This is a genomic window from Micromonospora mirobrigensis, from assembly GCF_900091555.1.
In the GTDB taxonomy this organism is placed as follows: domain Bacteria; phylum Actinomycetota; class Actinomycetes; order Mycobacteriales; family Micromonosporaceae; genus Micromonospora; species Micromonospora mirobrigensis.
This window is the reverse complement of sequence record NZ_FMCX01000010.1, coordinates 60075-83950: the sequence shown is the minus strand read 5'-3', so window position 1 is coordinate 83950 and position 23876 is coordinate 60075. Positions and strand designations below refer to the sequence as shown.

Genomic DNA, 23876 nt, shown 5'->3' with positions numbered 1-23876 from the left:
TGCTCGAGGGTCAAGCCGGCCGCGCCTCCAGGGTGCGGAAGGTGAGGCCGGCGTTGGTGAGCCGGTGCAGCAGCGCGTCACCCATCGCGGTCACCGGGGTGACCTGGCCCGACGTGGCGGGCAGGTCGTCGCACGCCAGGCAGAGCGCCGACTCGGCCAGCATCTTGGCCGTCTCGTCGTAGCCCGGGTCGCCGCCGGCCACCTCGGTGACCACCCGACGGCCGCCGCCGGTGCCGACGAACCGGACCTTGAACCAGGACTTCGCCCGCTGCTCGGCGCTGGGCCCCTGGCCGGAGGCGAGCCGGCCGAGCAGCCAGCGGCGGGCCGGCGGCACCTTCACCAGCCCGAGCAGGCCACCCATGCCCACCCCGGCCGCGATCACCGTGGGCAGCCGCTTCACCGCCGCGAAGTGCCGGTAGCGGAAGTCCGGGCCGTACTCCGGGCGGGCCGCCGCCGACCGGCGGACCACCTGCGGGTCGATGGTCGGCAGCGGCACCGCCCACCGGCCGACGTCCGCCGACCGGCCGACCTTGCCGGGCACCGCCCGGACCCGGCGGCCCTCCGGCCGGGGCTCGACGGCCCGGCGTTCCTTCGCCACCCGGGAGGTCTCCTTCATCCGGGAGAACGCGGTCAGCGCCGAGTGGTACGTGCCGGCGGAGAACTTCCCGCCGGCCCGGACGTACCCGTCGACGCTGATCGGCCCGTCGGCCGGCAGCTGCTTGACGGTGAACCACACCCCGAGGTCGTGCGGGATCGAGTCGAAGCCGCAGGTGTGCACCAGCCGCGCGCCGGTGCGGACCGCCTCGGCGTGGTGCCGGACGTACATCGCGTCGACGAACTCCGGCTCGCCGGTGATGTCCAGGTAGTCGGTGCCCGCGGCGGCGCACGCGGCGACCAGCGGCTCCCCGTGGTGCACGTACGGGCCGACCGTGGAGGCCACCACCCGGGCCGCCTCGGCCACCGCCCGCAGCGAGGCCGGGTCGGTCACGTCGGCGGTGAGCAGCGGCAGGTCGGCGCAGGTCGGGTCGATCGCGGCCAGCCGGTCCCGGACCGCGGCCAGCTTCGCCGGGTTGCGCCCGGCCAGCGCCCAGCGCAGACCCGCCGGGGCGTGCCGGGCCAGGTATTCCGCGGTGAGCCCACCGGTGAACCCGGTCGCGCCGAACAGGACGAGGTCGTACGCGCGGTCGTCAGCCATCCGCCGAGTGTGCCACCACCGGCTCCCGGAAACTGCCTCGCCCACGAACCCGTACCGGTGGAGGGCGGACCGCCGCTGGCTTCCCCGGGCCGCTCAGCCGACCCAACCGCGACGAGCGGCTTCGACGCCGGCCTGGAAGCGGCTGACCGCGCCGAGCCGTTCGGTCAGCGCCGTCATGATCCGCTGCACGCTGCGGGTCGACACCGCCAACTTCCGGGCCGCCGACTCGTCGGTGTGCCCTTCCGCGAGCAGTCTCAGCAACTGCCGCTCCTGCCCGTTCAGGCCATCCTGGTCCCGCGGGGGCGCCTCGCCCAGTGGCCGGCCGGAATCCCACACCTGGTCGAAGAGGGCGGCAAGACCAGCCACCGCCCCCGGCGTCTGGATCTCCAACGCGCCAGCCCGTGGATCAGCCGGGTCGATCGGCACCAGGGCCGTGCGGCGGTCGACGATCACCAGGCGCATCGGCAGCGTCGGCACCGTCCGGCACTGTCCCCCCAGCCGCGCCATCCACCGCGCGTGGGCCAGGGTGCCGGGATCGTTGCGGAAGCTTTCCTGATACACGTCCCGGATCAGTACCCCTCGCTCCAGCGTGGCCTGGTTGAGGGGCTGCTCCGCGCTGATCGTGTCCGGAGCCTGCGCGCCACCGCTGTTGAAGGAGAGGCATTCCCGCTCCACCTCGGACGCGAGTTCGGCAAGCCGGTCGCGGACGGCCTCGATGCCCTCCAGCCGGACGACCGGTTCGCCGCGTCCTTGCGCGGAGAACTCGTTGGCGATGCTGGCGATCGTCGTCCGGGTCGCCTCGATCTGGTGTTGCCGCACCGCGATCTCCGCCTCGGCCTGGGCCAGCAGCGACATCAGTCCAGCCTGTGGCCGTACGACGCGCAGCCCGTCGGCGTGGGTGCGGACGAGCGCCAGGTCGATGAGCCGGTCCAGTGAGCTGCGGACGGTGGACTCGTCCGCCGACAGGTGCTCGGCAAGGGCCGCCACACCGGCCTGGCGCAGGTGGAGCATCGCGAGATACACCGATTCGTCCCATTTAGACAGTCCGAGATTGGCCAACATCCGTATTCCTCCCCGTGTAAACCCGGGCTCATCCTCCAACGCTGAGGGATCGGTCCGCTACCCCGCGCCACAGCACGGCGCAATCACGCCAGGCGGTATCGCGCCACGTCCCGGCTACTGACTTCGGTTGAGCAGTCCGAGATCCTTGAGTGGCTGACAGCGCTACCCGATTGAACTCCCGAAACAGCTTGGAGAAGCGATGTCGAACCGGTGGATAATCGATCTCGGCGTGCACGCCCCCCGAGTATTCCTTGTCGTTGCAGTGGCCTTGGCGGTCGTTCAGATAATCATGATCTCGGCGTCGACGGATCTGACCGAAAGCCTGGCCGGTTTTGGCTGGGGTGTCCCCCCGAACGACTTCGGCGGCGGATCGGAGGAAAGCGTTCTGGCCATTTGATGCACCTCTCCACCGCTCGCGTCGCACCGCTGGACGGACGGGCGGAATTCGACTCGGAGTTGATGTACCGGCTGCTGTGGCGCTGCCGCTCGACGATCTTCCGAGTCGAACACCTCCGCGTCGTACCCGGCCAGGGATACCTCAGGATCGGTGCGTTCATTCTCGCCACGAATCAGATCGAGTCCGACGAGATCCTGCGCCGGCTCATCAATCTCACTCTCTCGTCGACGACCGAACTGCGTCAGTGGCGCCTACTTTAGGGGCGGCCACGGCCGACCAGCAGCGCGTCGTGTCAATTCACCGGGGGCCCCGCCTCCATTCCAGCAAAGATGGGTCACGCATGTATGGATCCGTAGTGCATCGCGGTCTGCGAGTAGCGGCCTCGATGGTTCTGTTCGCCGGCGTTCTGCTGGTTTCCAATCCACCCGCCCAAGCGGGTACCGGCTTCACGACCGACGCATCAGACTGGTTGATGGGTCAGCTGCTGAGCCTGGAGAGCGGCAGCCAAAACGGTGGCATCTACGCCAACAAGCCCGGCTACCACAACACCCGCGCCGGAAACGCCACGAACGACTACTCCGTCCGCGACCAGGAGGACCAGGGCGGGCCGTCGGACAAGGCCGCCGCATACGACTGGACGTTCCCCGATGCCCAGGGCTTCGCCCCGGCCAGCAGCCCAACCCTCGACGCGCAGCCGGTGCAGCGGTTCGCCGCCACGGCGGCCGACTACAGCGCCATCTCCCGCTATTCCCAGCGACTGCTGGCCTCGGGCAGAAATCCCAACGACCCGCGCATGGACGGGTGGCGCGAATTCTACGGGCAGGCCGACACCGACAGCGGCGTCGAGGGCTACGACTTCCGCTACGACCGCGACGTGAGTTCCGATCCCTCGCACCTGTGGCACATCCACCTCAGCGAGGACCGGGACAAGACCACCAGCATGGACAACAAGGTGGCACTACTGAGCGTCCTTCGCGGCGAAACGGTCGAACAGTGGCGCAACCGAGCGACGGCTGACTTCGATGGTGATGGGTCGAGTGATCTGGCGTTGTACCGGCCGGATCCGGTGAACGGGTCGTTGTGGAACATCCGCTCTTGGAAGAGAGGGGTGAACATCTACACCGATGAGAAGTGGGGTGGGAAGTCGTCCGACATCCCGCTGACCGGTGACTTCGACAACGACGGTGTGGCGGACATGGCGATCTACCGCCGGGACTGCGCCGTCGGGTCGACGTGGTGGATCAAGAACGGCGCCAGCGGTGTCCAGACCACCGGTGACATGCGTTGGGGTGGCTGCAATGACATCCCGAGCATCGGTGACGTCAACGGTGATGGATACGACGACCTGGTCCTGTACCGGCAGGACTGCACCACCGGGTCGACCTGGCAGATGTACAACGTTCGGCTCAAGGGCACGATCCAGACCGATCTGCGCTGGGGCGGTTGCAAGGACCTGCCCCTGACCGGTGACGTCAACGGTGATGGATACGACGACCTGGTGCTCTATCGGCAGGACTGCACCGCCGGGTCGACGTGGCAGATGTACAACGTGCGGCTCAAGGGCGCCATCCAGACCGACCTGCGCTGGGGCGGTTGCAAGGACATCCCCAGCACCGGCGACGTCAACGGCGACGGACACGACGACCTGGTCCTGTACCGGCAGGACTGCACCACCGGATCCACGTGGCAGACCTACAACGTGCGATACCAGGGCACCATCCGCACCGACGTGCGCTGGGGTGGCTGCCACGACATCCCCGTCACCGCCGACTTCAACGCCGACGGATACGCCGACCTCGGCACCTACCGCCAGGACTGCACCAGCGGGTCCACCTGGAACCTCTACAACTTCCGCCTCGGCGGAGTAACCGACGACGCCTACCGCTACGGCGGCTGCGCCGACCTCCCCGTCACCAAGAACTCCATCAACATCGTCACCTGACAACCCGCTGACAACCCGGCGGTGCCGCTGCGATCGACCCGACCGCAGCGGCACCGCCGCACGCCCGTCCCACCTCGGCCGTCAGTCGTGTCAACCCCGGCTCACGGCGCGAACACCGTACGGACACAGCCGTCGGCCCGGTCCCGGAACAGCTCGTACCCGGCCGGACCCTGCTCCAGCGGCAGCCGGTGGGTGGCCAGGTGTTCCGTGGTCAACTGGTCGCGGGCCATCAGCCGCAGCAGCATCGGGATGTAGCGCTGCCCGTGCTGCCGGGCGCCGTGCAGGGTCAACCCTTTCTGCATCACCGAGCCCAGCGGGAAGGTGTCGACGAACCCGGAGAAGGTGCCGAGCACCACCACCGTGCCGCCCTTGCGGCAGGAGTGCACCGCCTCCCGGACGGCCAGCGGTCGTTCCGCCCGGCCCACGTCGCCCAGCCGGTCGGCCAGCGAGCGGGTCGCCGCGCCGTCGGGCTCGGTGCCGACCGCCTCCACGCAGACGTCCGGGCCCCGGCCGCCGCTGCGCTCGCGTAGCTCGGCGGGGACGTCGGTGCGCTCGAAGTGCAGCGTCTCCGCGCCGGCGTGCAGCTCGGCCATCAGCAGCCGCTCCGGGTGCCGGTCGATCACGATCACCCGGGCCGCGCCACGCAGCCGGGCCGCCTGGGCGGTCAACTGGCCGACCGCTCCGGCGCCCCAGACGGCCACCACGTCGCCGGGGCGTACCCCGCCCAGCTCGGCGCCCATCCAGCCGGTGGGCGCCGCGTCGGAGGCGAAGACCGCCCGGTGGTCGTCCAGCGGCTCGGGCACGGTGAACGCGCCCACGTCGGCGTACGGCACCCGGGCGTACTCGGCGTGGCTGCCGGCGAAGCCGCCCAGGGCGCTCGGATGGCCGTAGCAGCCGCCGGTGGGCTGTCCCCACGCCGCCTCCGCCCGGGCCGGCATGGTGCTGCCGTTGTCGCAGCTGGCGTAGAGGCCCTGCCGGCAGTACCAGCAGGAGCCGCAGGAGACCGCCGCGCAGACCACCACCCGGTCGCCGGGGCGGTGCTCGCGTACCTCCGGGCCGACCTCGACCACCTCGCCGAGGAACTCGTGCCCGAGCACGTCACCGGCGGCGAGGAACGGGGTCCGGCCGGCCAGCAGGGGCAGGTCCGCGCCGCAGGTGGCGCTGCGCCGCACCCGGACGATCATGTCGGCCGCGTTGCGCAGCTCCGGGTCGGGCACCTCGCGTACCGCCAGCGCCCCGGCGCCCTCCCAGCACAGCGCCCTCACCGGCGCACCACCGGGCGGTCCAGCCGGGACCGGTCGGCGCGCAGCACCTCGCCGGTCTCCACGTACTGCTTCGCCCGGCGCAGCGTCTCCCGGATCAGCAGGCCGGGGTCGTCGCCGACCAGGTGGGCGGCCATCCCGGGCAGCTCCGGCCGGCCACCGAGCGGTCGGGCCGACAGCTCGGTGCCGCGCCCGCCGGGCGCCGGACGCAGGTACAGCTCCACCGCGCCGTCCAGCGGGCGCAGCGGCTCCGGCCACCGGCCGCCGGGCAGCACCTGCTCGGGTGGGCGGTCCACGGTCACCACCTGCCAGCGCGCCGGCCGCCGGTCCGGCCCGGTGGTGGGCCGCCGCCGCCGGGGTACGACCAACGCCCGGACCGCGCCGGCGGCCGCGGTGGCGAGCACCGTCCCGCCGTGGGCCAGCCGTCCCATGCGTACCACCTGTCCCTCCGCGCGTCGTCCGGGGCGGTCCCGGAGACACCGCGGGCGGCCGGTCACGCGCGGCCGTCGCCCGCGTACGTCCCCATCCTCGGCCGGGCCCGGGTGAAGCGGGCTCCCCCCGAAGGGGTGAACCGGGCCGGGCCGGGTAACCGCTCGCCGCACGGGGACCGGGGGGCGCAGCGTCGGGTGGGGAGGCCGGATGCCGGTGGAACGGAGCCGGGTCGGGGTGGCGCGGGAGCCGGTGCGGGCCGCGCCACCCCTGCTGGCCTCCCGGTTGGCGCCGGCGGCGCCGCCCGAACCGGTGCTGCTCCGACCCCGCCTGCTGGCCGGCCTCGACGCCGGGACGGCCGGGCCGGTGACGGTGGTGACCGGCCCGGCCGGCTGGGGCAAGACCACCCTGCTCGCCTCGTGGGCCCGGGCCGCCGCCGAGGACCGGGCGCCGGCCTGGGTGTCGGTGGAGGTGGGGGACACCGGGGAGCGGTTCTGGGCATACCTGGCGGCGGCGCTGCGGGGCGCGGTGTCCGACGCGGGGGACCAGGACGCCCCGGTCCCGGACCGGCCACCCCGCCCCGACCAGCTGGAACTGCTCGCCGCCGCGCTGGCCGCCCGGGAGCGACCGGTGCTGCTGGTCCTGGACGACCTGCACCGGATCACCGACCCGGCGGCGCTGACCGGGCTGGAGTTCCTGCTCCGCCACGCCGAGCAGCGGCTGCGCCTGGTGGTCGGGGCGCGCAGCGACCTGCCGCTGCCCCTGCACCGGTTCCGGCTCGCCGGTGAGCTGACCGAGCTCGGGCCGGCCGCGCTGGCCTTCACCGACGACGAGGTGGCCGACCTGCTGACCGCGCACGGGGTGGCGGTGCCCGCCGCCTCGGTACGCCGGCTGCGGGAGCGTACCGGCGGGTGGCCGGCCGGGCTGCGGCTGGCCGCGCTGGCGCTGCGCGACCGGCCGGACCCGGGCGGCTGGGTGGAGCGGTTCGGCGGGGACCAGCCGGAGGTGGCCGGCTACCTGCGCCAGGAGGTGCTGGCCGGGTGGGTCGACGGGGACCGGGAGCTGCTGGCGCGTACCGCCGTGGCCGACGCGGTCTGCGCGGACCTGGCCGACGCGCTCACCGGCCGGGGTGACTCCGCCACCGTGCTGGCCGGCCTGGCCCGCGACGGCGGTTTTCTGCACCGCGACGACAGCAACCCGCCCTGGTACCGCTGCCACCCGCTGCTGGCCGACCTGTTCCGCGCCGAGCTGGGCCGGCTGGACGCCGACGAGCTGCGTGACCTGCACGGGCGGGCCGCGGGTTGGTACGCCGGGAACGGCCGGCCGGCGCAGGCGCTGCGGCACCTGCTGGCCGCCGGTCGGTGGAACGACGCCACCGAGCTGTTCATCGCCCGCTGGCCGGACCTGGTCCCGTACGACCGGGAGGACGCCGCCGGGTCGCCGCCCGCCGCCCCGCCGGCCGAGGCGGTGCGCCGGGACCCGGAACTGGCGTTGGCCGCGGCGGCCGAGCGGGCGTACGCGGGCGACCCGACGACCGCCGCGGACCGGTTGCGCGACGCGGTGGCCGCGGCGGCGACGCTGGCCGCGCCCCGCCGGGACCGGTTCCGCCGACTCGCCACCGCGCTGGAGCTCACCCTGGTCCGGTCGGCCGGCGACCCGGCGGAGGTACGCCGGGCGGCCGACCGGCTGCTCGCCACCCGGATCGAGCCGGGACCGGTCGACGACCCGCGGGCCGGGGCGGCCGAGGACGCCGACGTCCGCGCGGTGGCCCGTACCGCGCTCGGCCTGGTCGCGCTGGACGAGGGGGACCTGCCGGCCGCGGCAGCGGCCTTCGACGACGCGCTGGCGGCGGCCCGGACCGCCGGGCGGCAGCGCACCGAGCTGGTCTGCGCCAGCCGGCAGGCGCTGCTGGCCGCCGTCCGGGGTGAGCTGCGCGCGGCCGAGCGGACCGCGCGGGAGGCGCTGGCCATGCCGCCCTGCCGGGGCTGGTCCTGCCGCGCCGACTGCGCCCACGCCCACCTGGCGCTGGCCCTGGTGGCCGTGCACCGGGACGAGCCGGAGGAGGCCGCCGCGCGGCTCGCCGTGGTCGGCCCGGCGGAGGGCGGACCGACCGTCGCTGCGCTGGCCGCGCTCTGCCGGGCCCGGCTGCGCCGCGACGCCGGTGACCCGGCCGCCGCGCACCGGCTGCTGGTGGCCGCCCGGGACCGGCTCGGTGACCGGCCGGCGGCCGGGCAGCTGGGGCACTGGCTGCTCGCCGCCGAGGCGGACCTGGACAGCGCCCGGGGCGACCCGGCCGGCGCCCGCGCCCTGCTCGCCGACCGTGGCACCGACCCGCCGGACCCGGCGCTCGGCGTGGCGCTGGCCCGCGCGGAGCTGCGCGCCGGGGACCCGCGGGCGGCCGGGTACGTGCTGCCGGCCTGGGACGCCCCACCGGCCGGTGACTGGCCGCTGCCGGTACGCCTGGACGCCGGGCTGCTGGAGGCGGTGCTGGCCCACCGGGGCGGCGACGGCCGGCGGGCCGGCGGGATCCTGGAGCGGGTGCTCGCGCTGGCCGGACCGGAGGGGTTCCGCCGGCTCTTCACCCGCGCCGACGAGGAGGTGCGCGACCTGCTCGCCGCCCACCTGGACACCGGCACGGCGCACTGGTCGACGGTGAGCGACCTGGTCCGCAGCGCCGACGAGCACAGCGGAGACGTCCCTGACCGGTCCGTCGGTGAACGATCCGCCGGTGCCGGCGGGCCGGTGCTGGACGAGCCGCTCACCGAGCGGGAGCTGACCATCCTGCGCTACCTGCAGAGCATCCTGTCCAACGTGGAGATCGCCGCCGAGTTGTCGCTGTCGGTCAACACGGTGAAGACCCACGTGCGCAACATCTATCGGAAGCTCTCCGCCACCCGTCGTCGGGACGCGGTCCGCCGGGCCCGTGAGCTGCGGCTGATCTGATCCGGGCCCGGCGGCGGCGCTCAGGCGTTCGCGGCGGCGTCGACCACGGCGAGCAGCTCGGCCAGGTCGTACCCGCCGTCGTGGCGGACGTCGTCGACGAAGAGCGTCGGCGTGCCGTTCACCCCGCTGCGGATCCCGCTGACGAAGTCCTGGCGCACCCGGTCGCCGTACTCCTGCCGGCCCACCTCGGCGGCGAGCTCGTCGGCGGGCAGGCCGAGCTGCGCCACGCCCAGCGACAGGTGCACCGGGTCCAACTGGTCCTGGTGCTCGTAGAGCCAGTCGTGCATCTCCCAGAACCGGTCCCGGCGGGCGGCCGCCTCGGCCATCTCGGCGGCGCTCTCCGCGTACGGGTGGACGTTGGCGATCGGGAAGTGCCGGTAGACCAACCGCACCACGTCCGCGCGCTGGCGGCCCAGCTCCACGAGGTTCGGGTACGCGGCCCCGCAGAACCGGCACTGGAAGTCGCCGTACTGCACGAGGGTGACCGGCGCGTCGACGGGACCGCGCACGTGGTCCCGCCCGCCGACCGGGGTACGCAGCTTCGCGGTCATCTGCAACGGCGTGGTCATCGGGCCGTCACCCGCCGATCGGCGCCGAGCCGCTCCAGCGCGTCGAGGATCCCGTCCGCGCCCGGGTTGACGTCGTCGGGTGACAGTTGGCTCCAGGCCACCGTGCCGGCCGGGTCGAGCACCACCAGCGCCCGGGCCGACACGCCCTGCCCGGTGTACGCGCCGTACCGGCGGGACACCTCACCCTTGGGCTCGAAGTCGGCCAGCAGCGGGAAGGTGATGCCCCGCTGCTGGGCGAACGCCCGGTGCGACCAGATGCCGTCGACCGAGACGCCGAGCAGCGCCGCGTCGTACCGCTCGAACTCCGGCAGCGCCGCCTGGTACAGCGACATCTGGTCGGAGCAGACCGGGCTCCAGTCGGCGGGATAGAAGGCGAGGACCACCGGTCGGCCGGCGTACCGCCCGGGACCCGTCCGGTGCCCCTCCGGGGTGGCCGGCAGGGTGAAGTCCGGCGCGGCGGACCCGGCGGGGATCAGGCCGTGTAGTTCGGTCATGCCTCCCACCCTGCCGCCCGGCCGGGTGAGGGCGGCTCACCCCGGCGGGGTGGTTTCGGCTCAGTCGCCGACGGCGAGGTGGTTGTGCACCTCGCGGATGCCGGGGGCGGACCAGACGATCCGCTCCACCTCGTCGCGCTCGGGCACCGAGCGGACCAGCCCGGCCAGCACCGCGGTGTCGCCGTGCACCCGGACGGTCACCCGGTCGGCCTCGGTGGCCCCGCTGCGCAGCAGCGCGTCGACGATCCGGTCCGGCAGCTCGGCGGCGCCGGTCCGGTCGGCACGGGCGGCGGGGCGCACCGCGATGCCGTTGCTCACCCCGCGTACGCCGGTCAGCCGGCCGACGGTCCGTTCGGCGGCCCGGCGCTGGTACTCCCAGTCCACGTCGCCGCGCAGGGTGACCCAGCCGGCGGCGACGGTCACCTCGATCCGCTCGACCGGCACGAAGGCGTCCCACTCCAGGGTGCGTTCGACGGCGAGGGCGAGGTCGGCGTCGGTGCGTTCGGCCGCCGGGTGCAGCCGGACGGTGAGGTCGTTGGCGACCGCCCGCACCCGGGCCACCCGATGCGCGGCCCGCTCGGCGGCCCACTTCCTGGCGTAGCTGTCCACCCAGCCGGTGAGCGTCACGACGCCCTCGGCCACGGTCACCCCGATCTCGTGCGGGGACACCCGGGGCTCCCAGGTCAGCTCGTCGAGGACGTCGTTCTGGATGTCCTGGTCGGTGCGGGTGACGATCGAGGTGGCCATGGTGGCTCCTTCCGGGTCGGTCCGGCGCCGATCGTGCCGCCGCCCTGGGTGAGCCGCCCTCGCCCGGAGCGGGTGAACCCGCTCGGTGGGAGCGCTTCCATAACGGGCCGGAGAACGGTTAGGGTGAATGCCCCTCGGCTGCGGGAGCCAGCACGCCGACCGGGAGCCCTGGGCAGCTCCCCGCGCGACGACACCACCCGGGCACGGTCGTCGTCGCCTCCCGTCCCCACCACACGGGTTCAACCGAGAGGAAGCGCAGATGCGCAGAGGTCTCGCCGGCGCGGTCACGTCCGCGCTGGCCGTGGCGGCGGCAGTCGTCGCCGTCCAGTTCACCGCCGCCCCCACCGCACCGGCCGCCGCGGCGGCCGCCGAGCCGTACTCCTGGCGCAACGTCCGGATCGACGGCGGCGGTTTCGTCCCCGGCATCGTCTTCAACCCCACCGAGAAGAACCTGATCTACGCCCGCACCGACATCGGCGGCGCCTACCGCTGGGAGCAGGCCAGCCAGTCGTGGACCCCGCTGCTCGACTGGGTCGGCGGCGACAGGTGGGGCTGGAACGGCGTGGTCAGCCTGGCCACCGACCCGGTGCAGACCAACCGGGTGTACGTCGCGGCCGGCATGTACACCAACGGCTGGGACCCGAACAACGGCGCGGTCCTGCGCTCCGCCGACAAGGGCGCCACCTGGCAGGCCAGCGAACTGCCGTTCCACCTGGGCGGCAACATGCCGGGCCGGGGGATGGGCGAGCGGCTGGTCGTCGACCCCAACCGCAACAGCGTGCTCTACCTCGGCGCCCCCAGCGGCAACGGGCTGTGGCGCAGCACCGACTCCGGCGTCACCTGGGCCAGGGTGACCAGCTTCCCCAACGCCGGCAACTACCCGTCCACCGGCGCCGACAACCAGGGCGTCGTCTGGGTCAGCTTCGACAGGAGCACGGGTACGGCCGGCACCGCCACGAAGACCATCTACGCCGGCGTCGCCGACAAGGCCAACCCGGTCTACCGCTCCACCGACGCGGGCGTCACCTGGCAGCCGCTGCCCGGCGCGCCCACCGGGTTCATCCCGCACAAGGGGGTGGTGGACCCGGTCGGCGGCTACCTCTACCTCGCCACCAGCGACACCGGCGGCCCGTACGACGGCGGCAAGGGCGACGTCTGGAAGTTCAACCGGGCCACCGGCGGCTGGACCAGGATCAGCCCGGTCCCCTCCACCAGCACCGACGACACCTTCGGCTACTCCGGCCTGACCATCGACCGGCAGCACCCGAACACGCTCATGGTGGGCACCCAGGTCTCCTGGTGGCCGGACGCGGTCTTCTGGCGCAGCACCGACGGCGGCGCCACCTGGACCCGCATCTGGGACTGGGCCGGCTATCCCAACCGCAGCTTCCGCTACAAGATGGACGCCTCCTCGGTGCCCTGGCTGAACTTCGGCAACGCCAACCCCGCCCCGCCGGACACCTCGCCGAAGCTGGGCTGGATGAACGAGTCGATCGAGATCGACCCGTTCGACTCCAACCGGATGATGTACGGCACCGGCGCCACCGTCTACGGCACCACCGACCTCACCAGGTGGGACACCGGTGGTCAGTTCACCATCCGGCCGATGGTCAAGGGGCTGGAGGAGACCGCCGTCCTCGACCTGATCAGCCCGCCCTCCGGCGCGCCGCTGCTCAGCGCCCTCGGTGACATCGCCGGCTTCCGGCACGACGACCTCGACGAGGTGCCCGGCTGGACGTACACCAACCCCGGCTGGGGGCCGCACGACCTGGACTACGCCGAGACGAAGCCGAACGTGATCGTCCGCGCCGGCAGCTTCGCCGACGCCGACCGGCCCGGCGACAGCCACGTCGCCTTCTCCACCGACGGCGGCACCACCTGGTTCCAGGGCACCGAGCCGGCCGGACTCAGCAACGGCGGCACGGTCGCCGCGGCGGCGGACGGCAGCCGGTTCCTCTGGGCCCCCGGTGACGCCGGCGCGGCGGTCCTCATCTCCGCCGGCTTCGGCACCTCCTGGACCGCCGCCACCGGCATCCCGGCGAACGCGCAGATCGCCGCCGACCGGGTGAACCCGAAGCGGTTCTACGGCTTCAGCGGCGGGAAGGTCTACGCCAGCACCGACGGCGGGGCGAGCTTCACCGCGTCGGCGGCCACCGGCCTGCCCTCGGGAGGGCGGTTCAAGGCCGTACCCGGTCAGCAGGGCGAGCTCTGGCTGACCGGCTCCGGCGGGCTGTGGCGCTCCACCGACGGCGGCGCCACCTTCACCAAACTGGCCGCCGTGAGCGCCGCCGGCAACGTCGGCTTCGGCAAGGCCGCACCGGGGCGGACCCACCCGACGGTCTTCGTGATCGGCACCGTCGACGGCCGGCCCGGCGTCCACCGGTCCGACGACTCCGGGGCGACCTGGGTGCGGATCAACGACGACCAGCACCAGTACGGCAACGCCGGCGACGCGCTGACCGGCGACCCCCGGGTCTACGGCCGGGTCTACCTGGGCACCAACGGGCGGGGCATCCTGGTGGCCGACCCGCTCGGCGGCACACCGTCCCCGACCACGTCGCCCTCGCCGACCACGTCTCCGACCACCTCGCCCTCGCCGACGACCTCACCTTCGCCGACGACCTCGCCCTCGCCCACCGGCACGCCGACCACCCCGGTGCCGGCCGGTGGCTGCACGGCGACGTACCAGGTGACGAACTCGTGGGCCGGCGGCTTCCAGGGCGAGGTGACCGTGCGCAACGGCGGCTCGCCGGCCAGCTCCTGGTCGGTGACCTGGAACTACGCCAACGGCCAGAAGCTCACCCAGCTCTGGAACGGCACGTACACCCAGACCGGTGGCCAGGTGGTGGTGCGCGACGCCGGCTGGAACGGCGCCCTGGGCGCCGGGGCCAGCACCACGTTCGGCTTCCTGGGCAGTTGGAGCGGCGCCAACCCGGTGCCCGCGCTGACCTGCACGGCCGTCGTCGCCCGATAGGCGACGCCGAGCGGGGCCCGGGCGAACCGCCCGGGCCCCGCACCCGTGTCGGGCCTCGCGTCCGGTCGGATCAGCCGTCGGTGCCCACGGGGGAGTTCGGCCGGTCGACGTCGACGAACTCGATCTCGTCGACGTGCCGGTCGCCCTGGCTGCCGGCGGCGCGCGCGGCGGTCCCGGCGGCCCAGCCGATGGCGGCGCCGACCAGCGCGGCGCTGATCAGCAGCGTCCACGGCAGGGCCGGCCGGCGGCCGGCGAGCGCGTCGAACGCCAGCAGGGCCCGGCGGCGGGCCTCCTCGGCCGCGGAGCCGACCAGGTCACCGGCCCCGTCGGCCAGGTCGAACCCGTTGCGGCGGGCGGACCGGGCGGTGTCCCGGACGCTGTCGCCGGCCGAGGTGACGGCCGACGTGAGGTGCTGCCACGCCTGGTCGGCGATCCGCTCGGGCTTGTTGCGGCGGTCCAGCAGGGTCGTTCCGAACATGGGGTTACCTCCTCGGGGGTGCCGAAGCCGGCCGGCCACTTCGGACCACGACCTCTTTCCGGCGCGTCACGCTTCGCTTCCTGCGCCTGTGCCCACCGATGGTGGCACGCAAACCCGATCCGGCGACGCTTCGACGCGCGGCCGGTCCCGGGTCGGCCACGCGACCGGCCGGATCCCCGGGGAAAACCCGGATGCGCAGGCGGGACGCGCCGGTGAGACTGGGTGGCGCGAACCCCCGGGACGGCACCGTTACCCTGGTGCGGCGGATCGAGCGGCCCGGTCGGGTCGTTGGTCCCGTGGACGGACGTTCGTCGTTCCGGAGCGCACCCGGTGTGCCCGGTCCGCGAATTTGCTCATCCCCTGGGGGTGGCGACCGAGGCCGTCGGAGGAATACTCTCGGTCGCGGCCCGCGTACTGATGAGGCGCCCCGAGAGGGCGGGTGGAGGTGCTCGCGTGAGCCTGTCGATCGTGAAGTCGGTTCTGTCGGGTGGTGTCGTCGAGATCGCCCCGCGTGGCGAGGTCGACGTCGACACCGCGTACGAGGTGCGCGAGGCGATCGCCGAGGTGCTGGCGAAGAGCCGTCCCACCCGCATCGAGCTGAACATGCGGCTCGTCACCTTCATCGACTCCGTCGGCATCAGCGCCATGGTCGCCGGCTTCCAGACGGCCGGGGTGAGCGGCGTGAAGCTGGTCGTCACCCAGCCCAGCCGGTTCGTGCACCGGCAGCTCTGGGTCACCGGGCTGCTCGGTCTCTTCGGCGCCCCCGAGCCGTACTTCGCCGAGAGCGCGCGACCCGAGGTGCTCCCCGGGGCCTGAGTCCCCGCACCCGTGCCGGGCCGGACGGCCGTTGCCAGGACGCGGGTGGGTGGGCGAGGATCGGGCCACCTACCAGTGGGGGAGACTCCGTGCTCACGCGGGACACGTTCGGCTACACCGTCCAGGCGCGGTGCACGGCGGCGGACGCGCTGGCGCTGCTGAGCGACCTGACCCGGCAGGGGGAGCTGCATCCCCTGATCGTCCGGGTCCGCCGGCTGCCGCCCCGCCCCGGCGCCCGGGCCAGCTACGCGATCACCGATCGGCTGGCGGTCGGGCCGTTGCACTTCCCGGTCACCTACCAGGCCGACGTGCTGGTCGCCACCGAGGACGAGATCGTCACCGTGGCCCGGCAGCAACCGGCGACGACGGTACGCAACCACACCCGGCTGCGCCCGGAGCCCGGCGGTCTGCTGCGGATCGACGTCGAGATCACCCTCTCGGCGCCCGCGCCGCTCTTCGCGTACGCCTTCCGCCAGGCCCGGTCGGCGCACCTGGCGCTGGCCACCCGGCTCGGCGCGGCGCTGGGGGAGGACGCCGCCCCGGCCGCCGGCTGACCGGCGACGGTCAGGCCCGTCGCCGGACCGCCGGCCGCAGCCGGCCCCACGGCTTGTGGGTGGAGACGACCGTGGCGACCAGCAGCAGGCCGGTGGAGATCGCCGGCGGGACGATCAGGTCGACCCGGTCGTGGGTGTCGAGGTGCGGCGCCGCCGCGCCGACGGCCCGCAGCCGCGGGGTGAGCAGCAGCAGGACCAGCCCCAGCATGACCGTGGTGAGCACCAGCTTGACCAGCACCCACCGCCAGCGCAGCAGCCCCCACGGGGTGAGCACGGCGCTGGCCACGCCGACCAGCCAGACCAGCACGCTCAGCGGGGCGAAGAGGTACGTCACCAGCAGCCCGGCCGCCGGATAGACCACGGTCGGCTCGGCGCCGCGCCAGCCGGCGAGGCCGAGGGTGAGCAGCGCCAGGTCCGCGCCGAGCCAGCCCAACGAGGTGACCAGGTGCAGGGTGAGCAGGGCCTTGCGCCCGGCGGGGGAGAGTCGGCTCATGTGCCCGATGCTCGCCGGCCGGTGCCGTGACGTCGTGGTCCGGGCGGCGACACCCGGCGTACGTCCCGGAGCGTAGGACCGCCGCGCACCCGTGGAGGCGGGTACGCGGCGGCCGGATCGGTCAGTAGACCGACAGGTGCACGTGGTTGGTGTGGTCGCTGGACGGGTCCCCACCGGCCCCGCTGTACGACTTCCACCCGCTGCTGGGCAGCCAGATCTGCCGGTACCAGATCACGTAGAGCACGGCGAGCCGGTCGGCGTTGCGGATGAAGTAGGCGGCCAGGTTGTTGCCGTACGTCTTGTCCCCGCCAGTGGCGTCCCCGCCGAAGCCGCCCTTCTCGGCGGCGAAGTCGCAGGCCCGGCCCTTGGGGTGCTCGCCGGAGCCGCTGGGGCGGTGGCAGGAGACGTACCGGGTGAAGCCGGCGGCCTTGGCCTGTTCCAGGGCGTGCAGGGTGCGCGGGGTGATGCAGCCGTCGGCCGGGGTGGGGTCGTCGACGCTGCACGACTCGGACGGCCAGGAGCCGTCGGAGTTGCGCGGGGCGGGGTCGGCGTTGGCGGTGGAGGTGCCGCGGGTGCCGTTCCCGCCGGAGGAGGTGCTGCGCTGGGCGGCCTCCCGCTTGGCCTCGGCGGCGGCCACCTCCAGGGCCTGCTCGGCCTGCTGCTTGCGCTTGGCCATCACCAGCACCTGCTTGCGCTGCTCGATGATCTCGGTGTCCAGGGCGATCTTGGTGCGGTTGGCCCGGTCCCGGGTGTCGAGCAGTCCGCGCAGCGCCCGGTCCTCGTTGGCGGCCACCTGGTCGAGCGTGGCGGCGCGTTCCATGAACGCGTCGGGGCTGCCGCTGTCGAGCAGCACCGCGGCGGTGCCGAGCCGACCGGTCCGGTACGCCACCCCGGCGATCTCGCCGACCTTGGCGTCGCGGACGCCCAGCTCACCCTCGATGGCCTTGAGCTGGACGCCGAGGTCCTTCTGCCGTTTGGTGGAGCGGGCCAGCGCGGTCCGGGCGTCGATCCAGCCCTTGCTGGCGGCGTCGAGTTGCTCGCGCAGCTTCTCGGTGCCGCCCTCGTCGTCGCCGTTGGGCGCCTTGGCGGCGGCAGCGGCGGCGAGCGGGCCGACGGCGGGGGCGGCGAGGGCGGGGGTGACCGGGTCGACGCCGGCGCCGAGGGCGAGCGTCGCCACCATCAGGGCCGCCACCCGGGCGGCGGTACGTCGTACGGGGCCCACTACTGGCATGCACATGTCCTTCCGTCAGCCGCCGACCGGGTTAGCTGACGGGTTCGGGACGGAAGATCCCTACCGCTGACGCGGATGCACCCCACGGACGTGGTTCCCCGGCTCGCCATGGCGGGCGATTAGGCGGCGGCCGCCGCAGGCGCCGGAGGGCGCCGCCCGGCGGAGGCCGTGGCCGAGCCTACCGGCGTGCCGACGGCCGCACTCGGCGCGGCTCCCCGCGACGCGCGGGGCAAGAGTTGCAAATGGGGCATAAGGCCACGATAGCCGGGAAGAATTAAGCCTGCGCTAATCACCACTCGATCGAACCGCAGGCGCCCTCTGACGCTCCGGGTTCGACCTGCAACGTCGCGTGGTCGATCCGGAAGTCCTCGTGCAGCGCCACCCGGGCGGCCCGCAGCACCGTCCCCACCTCGGCGCCGGGCGCCATGGTCAGGTGTGCCGACGCCACCTCCATACCCGAGGTGAGCGTCCAGACGTGCAGGTCGTGCACCTCCGCGACCCCGGGCACCGCGGCCAGCCGGTCGTGCACGGCGGTCACCTGGAGGTGGTCCGGGGCGGCCTGGACCAGGATCCGCACGGCGGCCCGGCCCAGCCGCCAGGTGCGGGGCAGGATGAACACCCCGATCGCGATCGCCACCACCGGGTCGGCCCACCACCAGCCGGTCAGCGCGATCAGCAGCGCCGCGGCGATCACGCCGAGCGACCCGAGCAGGTCCCCGAGCACCTCCAGGTAGGCCCCGCGCAGGTTGATGCTCTCCTGGGCCCCGGGGCGCAGCAGGGCGAAGGCGACCAGGTTGGCGAGCAGGCCGGCCACCGCCACCACCAGCATCGGCCCGGCCAGCACCTGCGGTGCGTCGCCGAAGCGCCGGACCGCCTCGACCAGGACGTAGAGCGCGACCCCGCAGAGCAGCACGGCGTTGGCCAGCGCGGCCAGCACCTCCAGCCGGTAGAGGCCGAAGGTGCGCTGCGGGTCGGCGGCGGCGCGGCGGGTCGCGGTGATCGCCGCCAGGGCCATGCCGATGCCGAGGACGTCGGTGAACATGTGCCCGGCGTCGGAGAGCAGCGCCAGCGAGCCGGTCGCGAAGGCGGCCACCGCCTCGACCACCATCAGCGCGGTGAGCAGGCCGAAGGCGGCCCAGAGTCGGCCACGGTGGCGGTGCGCGGCGTTGCTGACCGCGCCCTGGTGGTCATGACCTGCGCCCACGCCCACACCCTCCGTCCCCGTCGCGGACGCGGCCCAATCTATGTTCACATCGCAATATGTGCAACTGACGGGTCGGCTCCCCGACCGGCACCGGAGCCCGCCTGATCAGGACGCGTCGAGCACGGTCAGCCGCTGGGTGGCCCGGGACAGCGCCACGTAGAGCGTGCGTACCCCGGACGGCTCGGCCCGGATCTCGCCCGGCGCGACCACCACCACCCCGTCGTACTCCATGCCCTTGGACTGGAGGCTGTTCACCACCTGCAACCGCGGATCGGACACCCCGGCCAGCCAGCCGGCCACCTCGTCGCGGCGCGGCACCGGCGCGATCACGCCCACCGTCCCCTCCACCTCGCCCAGCAGCGCGGTGACCGCCTCGACCGTCGCCGCCGGCAGCTCCGCCGTCGGCACCGAACGCTGCACCGGATCCACGCCGGTGGAGCGCACCGCGGTGGGCAGCGCCAGGTCCGGGTGCAGCCGGCGGATCTCCGCCGCCGCCACCGCGAAGATTTCCGCCGAGTTGCGGTAGTTGGTGGTCAGCGTGAACCGGTGCCGGCGCCGCCGCCCCAACGCCTGGTCCCGGGCCCGGTCCAGCTCCTCCGGGTCACCCGCCCAGGCCGTCTGCGCCGGGTCGCCGACCACCGTCCAGGACGCCAGCCGGCCCCGCCGGCCCACCATCCGCCACTGCATCGGCGAGACGTCCTGCGACTCGTCGACCACCACGTGCGCGAAGTCGCGGTAGTCCTCCGGCCGCTCCCGGGCCGCCTCCCGGGCGGCCCGCTGCCGGTCGGCGTGGGTGCTCAGCTCGCGCACCCCACCGGCCAGCTGGTACGGGTCCCGCTTCGGCCGCTTCCGGCGCACCGGCCTGCCGAGCAGCGCGTCCAGCTCGTCCAGCAGCGCCACGTCGGCCACCGTGAGCCCCTCGGCGTCCAGCGTCCGGTACGCCCCGACCAGCAGCTCCGTCTCCGACCGGGACAGCACGCCACCGGCGTACCGGCGCAGCCGGTCCGGGCGGGCCAGCCAGCCCAGCACGTGCCGAGGGTGCAGCCGCGGCCACCACGCCTTGAGGAACTCCCGGAACTCCGGCCGCTCGATGATCTCGTCCTCGAAGGTGGGCTGCTCCGGCAGGCGCGGCACGCCCAGCCGGCGGGCCTGGGCGAAGAGCGCGGCCAGCACCGCGTCGAAGGCGGCCCGGCGCACCTCGTTGCGGCGCGCCCCCCGGGACAACGTCCGGTCCCGGATGCCGTCCAGCTCCCGGCGCTCCAACCGCAGCAACTGCCCCTGGTAGAGCAGCCGCAGCTCGCCGGGGCCGTCCGGCACCGCGTCCCGGGCCGCCCGCTCCAGCACCCGCCGCATCCGCAGCGAGCCCTTCACCGCCGCCACCTGCGGCGGGTCGGTACGGGTCGCGCTCATCCCGGGAAAGAGGGTGCCGAGCGAGTGCAGGGTGGCGGTCTCCTCACCCAGCGAGGGCAGCACCGAGGCGATGTACTCCACGAAGACCGTGGACGGGCCGACCACCAGGATGCCGCCGCCGGCGTACCGGCTGCGGTCGGAATAGAGCAGGTACGCGGCCCGGTGCAGGGCCACCGCCGTCTTGCCGGTGCCCGGGCCGCCCGAGACGATCGTCACGTCCGAGCCGGGGGAGCGGATCGCCTCGTCCTGCTCCCGCTGGATGGTCGCCACGATGTCCCGCATCCCGTGGCCGGTCGCCCGGGAGAGGGTGGCCAGCAGCGCGCCGTCGCCCACCACCGCCATCTCCGGCGGGGCGGCGGCCGGGTCGAGCAGGTCGTCCTCGATCCGGGTCACCTTCTCGCCCGAGGACTGGATGGTGCGCCGCCGCACCACGCCGCGCGGATCGGCCGGCGTGGCCTGGTAGAACGCGGCGGCGGCCGGCGCCCGCCAGTCCACCACCAGCGTCTCGGCGTCCTCACCGCGGATGCCCAACCGCCCGACGTGCAGCACCCGCCGGTCGTGCAGGTCCAGCCGGCCGAAGACCAGCCCCTCGTGCTCGGCGTCCAGCACGTGCCGGCGCTGAGCGGCGTGGAAGACCATCGCGTCCCGCTCGACCAGCGCGCCGAAGTTGCCCACCCGGGCCAGCCGGTAGCCGTCCCGCTCGGCCCTGACGGCGGAGCGCCGCAGTTCGGCCAGGCGGGCGTACACCCGGTCGAGATGCCGCTGCTCGACGGCGATCTCCTGCTCCAGGGTGGTCTGGTCGGTCAACGTACCTGCTCCTCCGGACGGCCGCGGGCGGCGCGGGGCCGCGCGCCAGGTCAACCGGGTGAGGGTACGGCATGCCCGGCACGACGGCGGCGGGCTCCGGCCCGCCGGGCCCGGGAGCGCCCGGCGGCCAGCACCTGGCCGAGCACCCCGAGCAGGGCCGAGTTGACCTCGTCGGGCCGTTCCATCATCAGCATGTGCCCGGCGCCCGGGCAGACCGTCAGCTCGGTGGTCGGCAGCGCCGCCGCGATCGACCGGGCGCACGGCGGCGGGGTGAGCCGGTCCCGGTCGCCGACCAGCGCCGCGGCCGGCAGCCGGCCCAGCTCGGCGAGCGTGTCCAGCCGGTGCTGGGTGCCCACCGAGGCACGGAACCCGCCGATCGAGCGCAGCGAGGCCCGGGCCACCGCCGAGGTGACCAGCCGGATGTCGGTCGGCTCGCAGCGGTCACCGAAGAGCACCCAGCGGATGCTCGGCCGGATCGCCCGCAGCAGGGCCCGGGGTGGCCGCCACGCGCCGCAGCGCGCCAGCACCCCGGCCCCGGTGGTCTCGGCCAGCCGGATCAACCGGGTGATCCGCGGCGACAGCCCGTACGCGGTGTGCGTGTGCCCCTCGGCGGTGGTCGAGACGAAGACCAGCCCGGCGACCCGGGCGGCGAAGTGCTCGCGGTGCCGGTGCGCGTACTCCATGATCGTCATGCCGCCGAGCGAGTGCCCGACCAGCACCACCCGGTCGGTCGCGACCGCGTCCAGCACCGCCGCCAGGTCGTCGCCGAGCTGCTCCACGGTCGCCGTACGCAGCGCCATGCAACTGGACCGCCCGTGTCCCCGGGCGTCGTAGGTCACCACCCGCACCCGGTCGCCGTACCGTTCGCGCAGCTCGGCGAGCTGCCGGTGCCAGGCCCGCCCGTCCAGCGTCCAGCCGTGCAGCAGCAGCACCGTGAGTTCGGCGTCCGCCGGGCCGGACGTCTCGACGTGCAGCCGTACGTCGTCCGGGAGGCGGACCTCCACCTGTTCCGGCATCGCCACCTCCCCAGGGCCGCCCGGAAACGTCACCACCGGGATACCCGGCGGTAACACCGGCTACCCGTCATGAGAGCACGCCAACCGTGCCGGTGAGAAGATTCGCGTTCGTACCGCGTCGGATCGGATCGCTGACCACGCTTGACCCATGCCGACCCCACCCGGACCGGCGGCCGGTGGTAGGCCCCGCGCCGCGCTGGCCGAGCTGCTCAGCGGCAACCGGCGCTTCGTCAGCGGCCAGCCGGTGCACGGCCACGACGTCACCGCCGCCGCGGCCAGCGCCTCCGGCGACCAGCAGCCGTACGCGGTGGTCCTCGGCTGCATCGACTCGCGGGTGCCGCTGGAGGCGATCTTCGACCAGACGTTCGGGTCGATCTGCGTGATCCGCACCGGTGGTCACGTGCTGGACCGGGCGGTCTGCGGCTCGATCGAGTACGTCGTCGGGCAGCTCGGGGTGCCGCTGGTGATGGTGCTCGGGCACGAGCGGTGCGGCGCGGTCGCCTCGGCGGTCGACGCTCTGCGCACCGGCCGGCGCCCCGGTGGCTCGCTGGCCCACCTGGTGGACGAGATCACCCCGGCGGTGCTCGAGGTCGGCGTGGACGACCCGCAGGTGCACCCGATGGCGATCCGCCGGCACGTCCGGCGGACGGTCGAGGCGCTGCGCCGCGACGCCCTGCTGGCGGCCCCGGTGGCGGCCGGGACGGTGGCCGTGGTCGGCGCCCGCTACGACCTGGCCAGCGGTGAGGTCACCCTCCTGGCCGACTGACCTGCTTCGGCGGAGGTTCGGGCGTTCGGGGGCTCGGGGGTTCGGGGGCTCGCCCCCGAGCCCGTCGTGGTTGGGCTGCCGGCCGTCAGTCGCGCATCTTTCGGGTACGCCCGCGTGGGCCGTTTCGGATCTTGGACAGTTTCTGTTCGTGGTGAACGGTAAGTGTCCAAGGTCTGCGATCCGGACAACCGGCCCCAGACCGCCCGAGCGGGTCGCCGGCTCTTCCCCAGCCGCGCCGGGCCGGGCCGAGCACCGATGACCAAGCCAGCGGCCGACATGCTCCGTCGCGGCCAAGCTGTCGGTTCTCGGGTGCTGTGCACCTTGTGCACGTCACATCGCGGCCTTCGGGGAGGGCGGGAGGCGACCAGAGTTTCGGTGGGTCTGGTGGCTGCGGGGGCCGCAAAAGCCAGCACCGCCCGCCGGGGAGACCCGACGGGCGGTGCGTGGTGTCGCGGGGGAGGGCTCAGCCCTCGAAGACGCCGGCCTCGACGAGGCGCTTCTCGGTGGCGTCCCAGCCGTCGCCCGGGTGGGCGGCGTTGAGGTTGTTGATCTCGGCGCGGATCTTGGTCGCGTGGCCGGCCGCGGCCAGCACCCGGATCTCCTCGACGAAGGCCTCGGAGTCGGTGCGCAGGTGCGCGGTCTTGCCGTTGGTCAGGTTCCGCACGTAGGCGTGCTTGCCGCCGTTGAGCGGGATGAGGTACTTGAACTCGCCCAGCACGCTGAGGGCGCCACCCTGGCCAGCCTGGCCGGCCCGGACTGACGCGCGCGCGGTCTTAGAGGTGTTGCTCGCCACGGAGGTACTCCTTGCAGACGTACGGGAGGACGCAGAAACGTCCGGGGGCTGTGCGGGCGACGCTCCGGCGAGAGCCTCGGCCCGCGAAGATGTGCGGCGGCACAACCCGCCGACTGAACTGTACACGACCACGACACCCGGCTGGTCATCGTGCCCGTCCGGACAGCTCAACCGGGTGAACCGTCCCGGCATTCCACCCGGCGAATTTTCCGATTCTCTGGCGCACCATCCGTCACAGGAGTCATCATGTGTTGCGGATACCACCGCGGTGACGAGGTCGTAGGGGAAGACGCA

The 23876-nt window shown here is 73.9% G+C and carries 21 protein-coding genes, 1 pseudogene and 1 riboswitch; of the genes and pseudogenes, 8 read left to right on the top strand and 14 right to left on the bottom strand.

The features are described from left to right. Positions 1 to 10 precede the first annotated feature (10 nt). Entirely contained in the window at positions 11 to 1195 is a 1185-nt protein-coding gene (locus GA0070564_RS25820) for a saccharopine dehydrogenase family protein (protein ID WP_091614493.1), read from the bottom strand. A 93-nt stretch (positions 1196 to 1288) separates the two neighbouring features. After that, entirely contained in the window at positions 1289 to 2257 is a 969-nt protein-coding gene (locus tag GA0070564_RS25815) for a helix-turn-helix transcriptional regulator (RefSeq protein ID WP_091614490.1), read from the bottom strand. 199 nt (positions 2258 to 2456) lie between these two features. On the opposite strand from GA0070564_RS25815, the gene GA0070564_RS25810 reads away from it, so the two are divergent. From GA0070564_RS25810 to GA0070564_RS30035, 3 genes and pseudogenes are all read left to right on the top strand, one after another. After that, on the top strand, positions 2457 to 2654 hold the full coding sequence (locus GA0070564_RS25810) for a hypothetical protein (protein WP_091614485.1): 198 nt from the start codon (positions 2457 to 2459) through the stop codon (positions 2652 to 2654). Further along, the gene (locus tag GA0070564_RS25805; RefSeq protein WP_091614482.1) at positions 2654 to 2914 is read left to right on the top strand and encodes a hypothetical protein; all 261 of its coding nucleotides are present in this window, start codon (positions 2654 to 2656) and stop codon (positions 2912 to 2914) included. The genes GA0070564_RS25810 and GA0070564_RS25805 overlap by 1 nt, the downstream gene beginning before the upstream one ends. A gap of 80 nt (positions 2915 to 2994) precedes the next feature. Beyond that, positions 2995 to 3654 (top strand): annotated as a pseudogene (locus GA0070564_RS30035) (hypothetical protein); the annotation flags it as partial. A gap of 1043 nt (positions 3655 to 4697) precedes the next feature. On the opposite strand, the gene GA0070564_RS25795 reads toward GA0070564_RS30035, so the two are convergent. Next, entirely contained in the window at positions 4698 to 5861 is a 1164-nt protein-coding gene (locus GA0070564_RS25795; protein ID WP_091614474.1) for a zinc-dependent alcohol dehydrogenase, read from the bottom strand. Continuing rightward, positions 5858 to 6289 (bottom strand): SRPBCC family protein, encoded by a 432-nt coding sequence (locus tag GA0070564_RS25790; protein ID WP_425412536.1) that lies wholly within the window; start codon positions 6287 to 6289, stop codon positions 5858 to 5860. Before GA0070564_RS25790 ends, GA0070564_RS25795 begins: the two co-directional genes overlap by 4 nt. Before the next feature lie 208 nt (positions 6290 to 6497). Here GA0070564_RS25790 and GA0070564_RS25785 point away from each other — a divergent pair, with 208 nt between their 5' ends. Continuing rightward, complete coding sequence (locus GA0070564_RS25785) at positions 6498 to 9230, top strand: helix-turn-helix transcriptional regulator (RefSeq protein ID WP_091614465.1); 2733 nt, start codon at positions 6498 to 6500, stop codon at positions 9228 to 9230. Between the two features lie 20 nt (positions 9231 to 9250). Here the strand turns inward: GA0070564_RS25785 and GA0070564_RS25780 are convergent, their stop codons facing one another. Genes GA0070564_RS25780 through GA0070564_RS25770 form a run of 3 tightly spaced genes read right to left on the bottom strand, consistent with a single transcriptional unit; the run spans position 9251 to position 11040 of the window. Then, positions 9251 to 9799 (bottom strand): DsbA family protein, encoded by a 549-nt coding sequence (locus tag GA0070564_RS25780; protein WP_091614461.1) that lies wholly within the window; start codon positions 9797 to 9799, stop codon positions 9251 to 9253. Further along, positions 9796 to 10293: a redoxin domain-containing protein gene (locus GA0070564_RS25775; protein WP_091614456.1), complete on the bottom strand. Its 498-nt coding sequence runs from the start codon at positions 10291 to 10293 to the stop codon at positions 9796 to 9798. Before GA0070564_RS25775 ends, GA0070564_RS25780 begins: the two co-directional genes overlap by 4 nt. A 60-nt stretch (positions 10294 to 10353) precedes the next feature. Beyond that, positions 10354 to 11040: a BON domain-containing protein gene (locus tag GA0070564_RS25770; protein ID WP_091614451.1), complete on the bottom strand. Its 687-nt coding sequence runs from the start codon at positions 11038 to 11040 to the stop codon at positions 10354 to 10356. 259 nt (positions 11041 to 11299) lie between these two features. Here GA0070564_RS25770 and GA0070564_RS25765 point away from each other — a divergent pair, with 259 nt between their 5' ends. Next, positions 11300 to 14014, top strand: coding sequence for a cellulose binding domain-containing protein (locus tag GA0070564_RS25765; protein ID WP_091614446.1), 2715 nt, complete (start codon positions 11300 to 11302; stop codon positions 14012 to 14014). Between the two features lie 70 nt (positions 14015 to 14084). On the opposite strand, the gene GA0070564_RS25760 is transcribed toward GA0070564_RS25765, so the two are convergent. Next, positions 14085 to 14492 carry a hypothetical protein gene (locus GA0070564_RS25760; protein ID WP_091614443.1) on the bottom strand — a complete coding sequence of 136 codons (408 nt, stop codon included), beginning with the start codon at positions 14490 to 14492 and terminating at the stop codon, positions 14085 to 14087. Positions 14493 to 14945: 453 nt separating this feature from the next. On the opposite strand from GA0070564_RS25760, the gene GA0070564_RS25755 reads away from it, so the two are divergent. Together GA0070564_RS25755 and GA0070564_RS25750 are read left to right on the top strand one after the other, a co-directional pair. Next, entirely contained in the window at positions 14946 to 15308 is a 363-nt protein-coding gene (locus GA0070564_RS25755) for an STAS domain-containing protein (protein WP_091614439.1), read from the top strand. An 89-nt stretch (positions 15309 to 15397) separates the two neighbouring features. Further along, positions 15398 to 15862: a hypothetical protein gene (locus GA0070564_RS25750; RefSeq protein WP_091614436.1), complete on the top strand. Its 465-nt coding sequence runs from the start codon at positions 15398 to 15400 to the stop codon at positions 15860 to 15862. 10 nt (positions 15863 to 15872) lie between these two features. On the opposite strand, the gene GA0070564_RS25745 is transcribed toward GA0070564_RS25750, so the two are convergent. The 5 genes from GA0070564_RS25745 to GA0070564_RS25725 all read right to left on the bottom strand — a co-directional run bounded on the left by GA0070564_RS25745 (position 15873) and on the right by GA0070564_RS25725 (position 22023). Then, positions 15873 to 16355 (bottom strand): hypothetical protein, encoded by a 483-nt coding sequence (locus GA0070564_RS25745; protein WP_091614432.1) that lies wholly within the window; start codon positions 16353 to 16355, stop codon positions 15873 to 15875. Between the two features lie 121 nt (positions 16356 to 16476). Next, a complete protein-coding gene (locus tag GA0070564_RS25740; protein ID WP_091614429.1) occupies positions 16477 to 17586 on the bottom strand; it encodes a coiled-coil domain-containing protein in 1110 nt (369 codons plus the stop codon). Positions 17587 to 17590: 4 nt separating this feature from the next. Further along, positions 17591 to 17722, bottom strand: a riboswitch (cyclic di-AMP (ydaO/yuaA leader). A 153-nt stretch (positions 17723 to 17875) separates the two neighbouring features. Then, complete coding sequence (locus GA0070564_RS25735) at positions 17876 to 18790, bottom strand: cation diffusion facilitator family transporter (RefSeq protein WP_091614719.1); 915 nt, start codon at positions 18788 to 18790, stop codon at positions 17876 to 17878. Positions 18791 to 18895: 105 nt separating this feature from the next. Beyond that, complete coding sequence (locus tag GA0070564_RS25730; protein WP_091614426.1) at positions 18896 to 21007, bottom strand: HelD family protein; 2112 nt, start codon at positions 21005 to 21007, stop codon at positions 18896 to 18898. Positions 21008 to 21057: 50 nt separating this feature from the next. Next, positions 21058 to 22023: an alpha/beta fold hydrolase gene (locus GA0070564_RS25725; protein WP_091614716.1), complete on the bottom strand. Its 966-nt coding sequence runs from the start codon at positions 22021 to 22023 to the stop codon at positions 21058 to 21060. A gap of 148 nt (positions 22024 to 22171) precedes the next feature. On the opposite strand from GA0070564_RS25725, the gene GA0070564_RS25720 reads away from it, so the two are divergent. Next, positions 22172 to 22789, top strand: coding sequence for a carbonic anhydrase (locus GA0070564_RS25720; protein WP_091614422.1), 618 nt, complete (start codon positions 22172 to 22174; stop codon positions 22787 to 22789). A 463-nt stretch (positions 22790 to 23252) separates the two neighbouring features. Here GA0070564_RS25720 and GA0070564_RS25715 read toward each other — a convergent pair whose 3' ends face one another. Next, entirely contained in the window at positions 23253 to 23582 is a 330-nt protein-coding gene (locus GA0070564_RS25715; RefSeq protein WP_091614417.1) for a hypothetical protein, read from the bottom strand. Between the last annotated feature and the right edge of the window lie 294 nt (positions 23583 to 23876).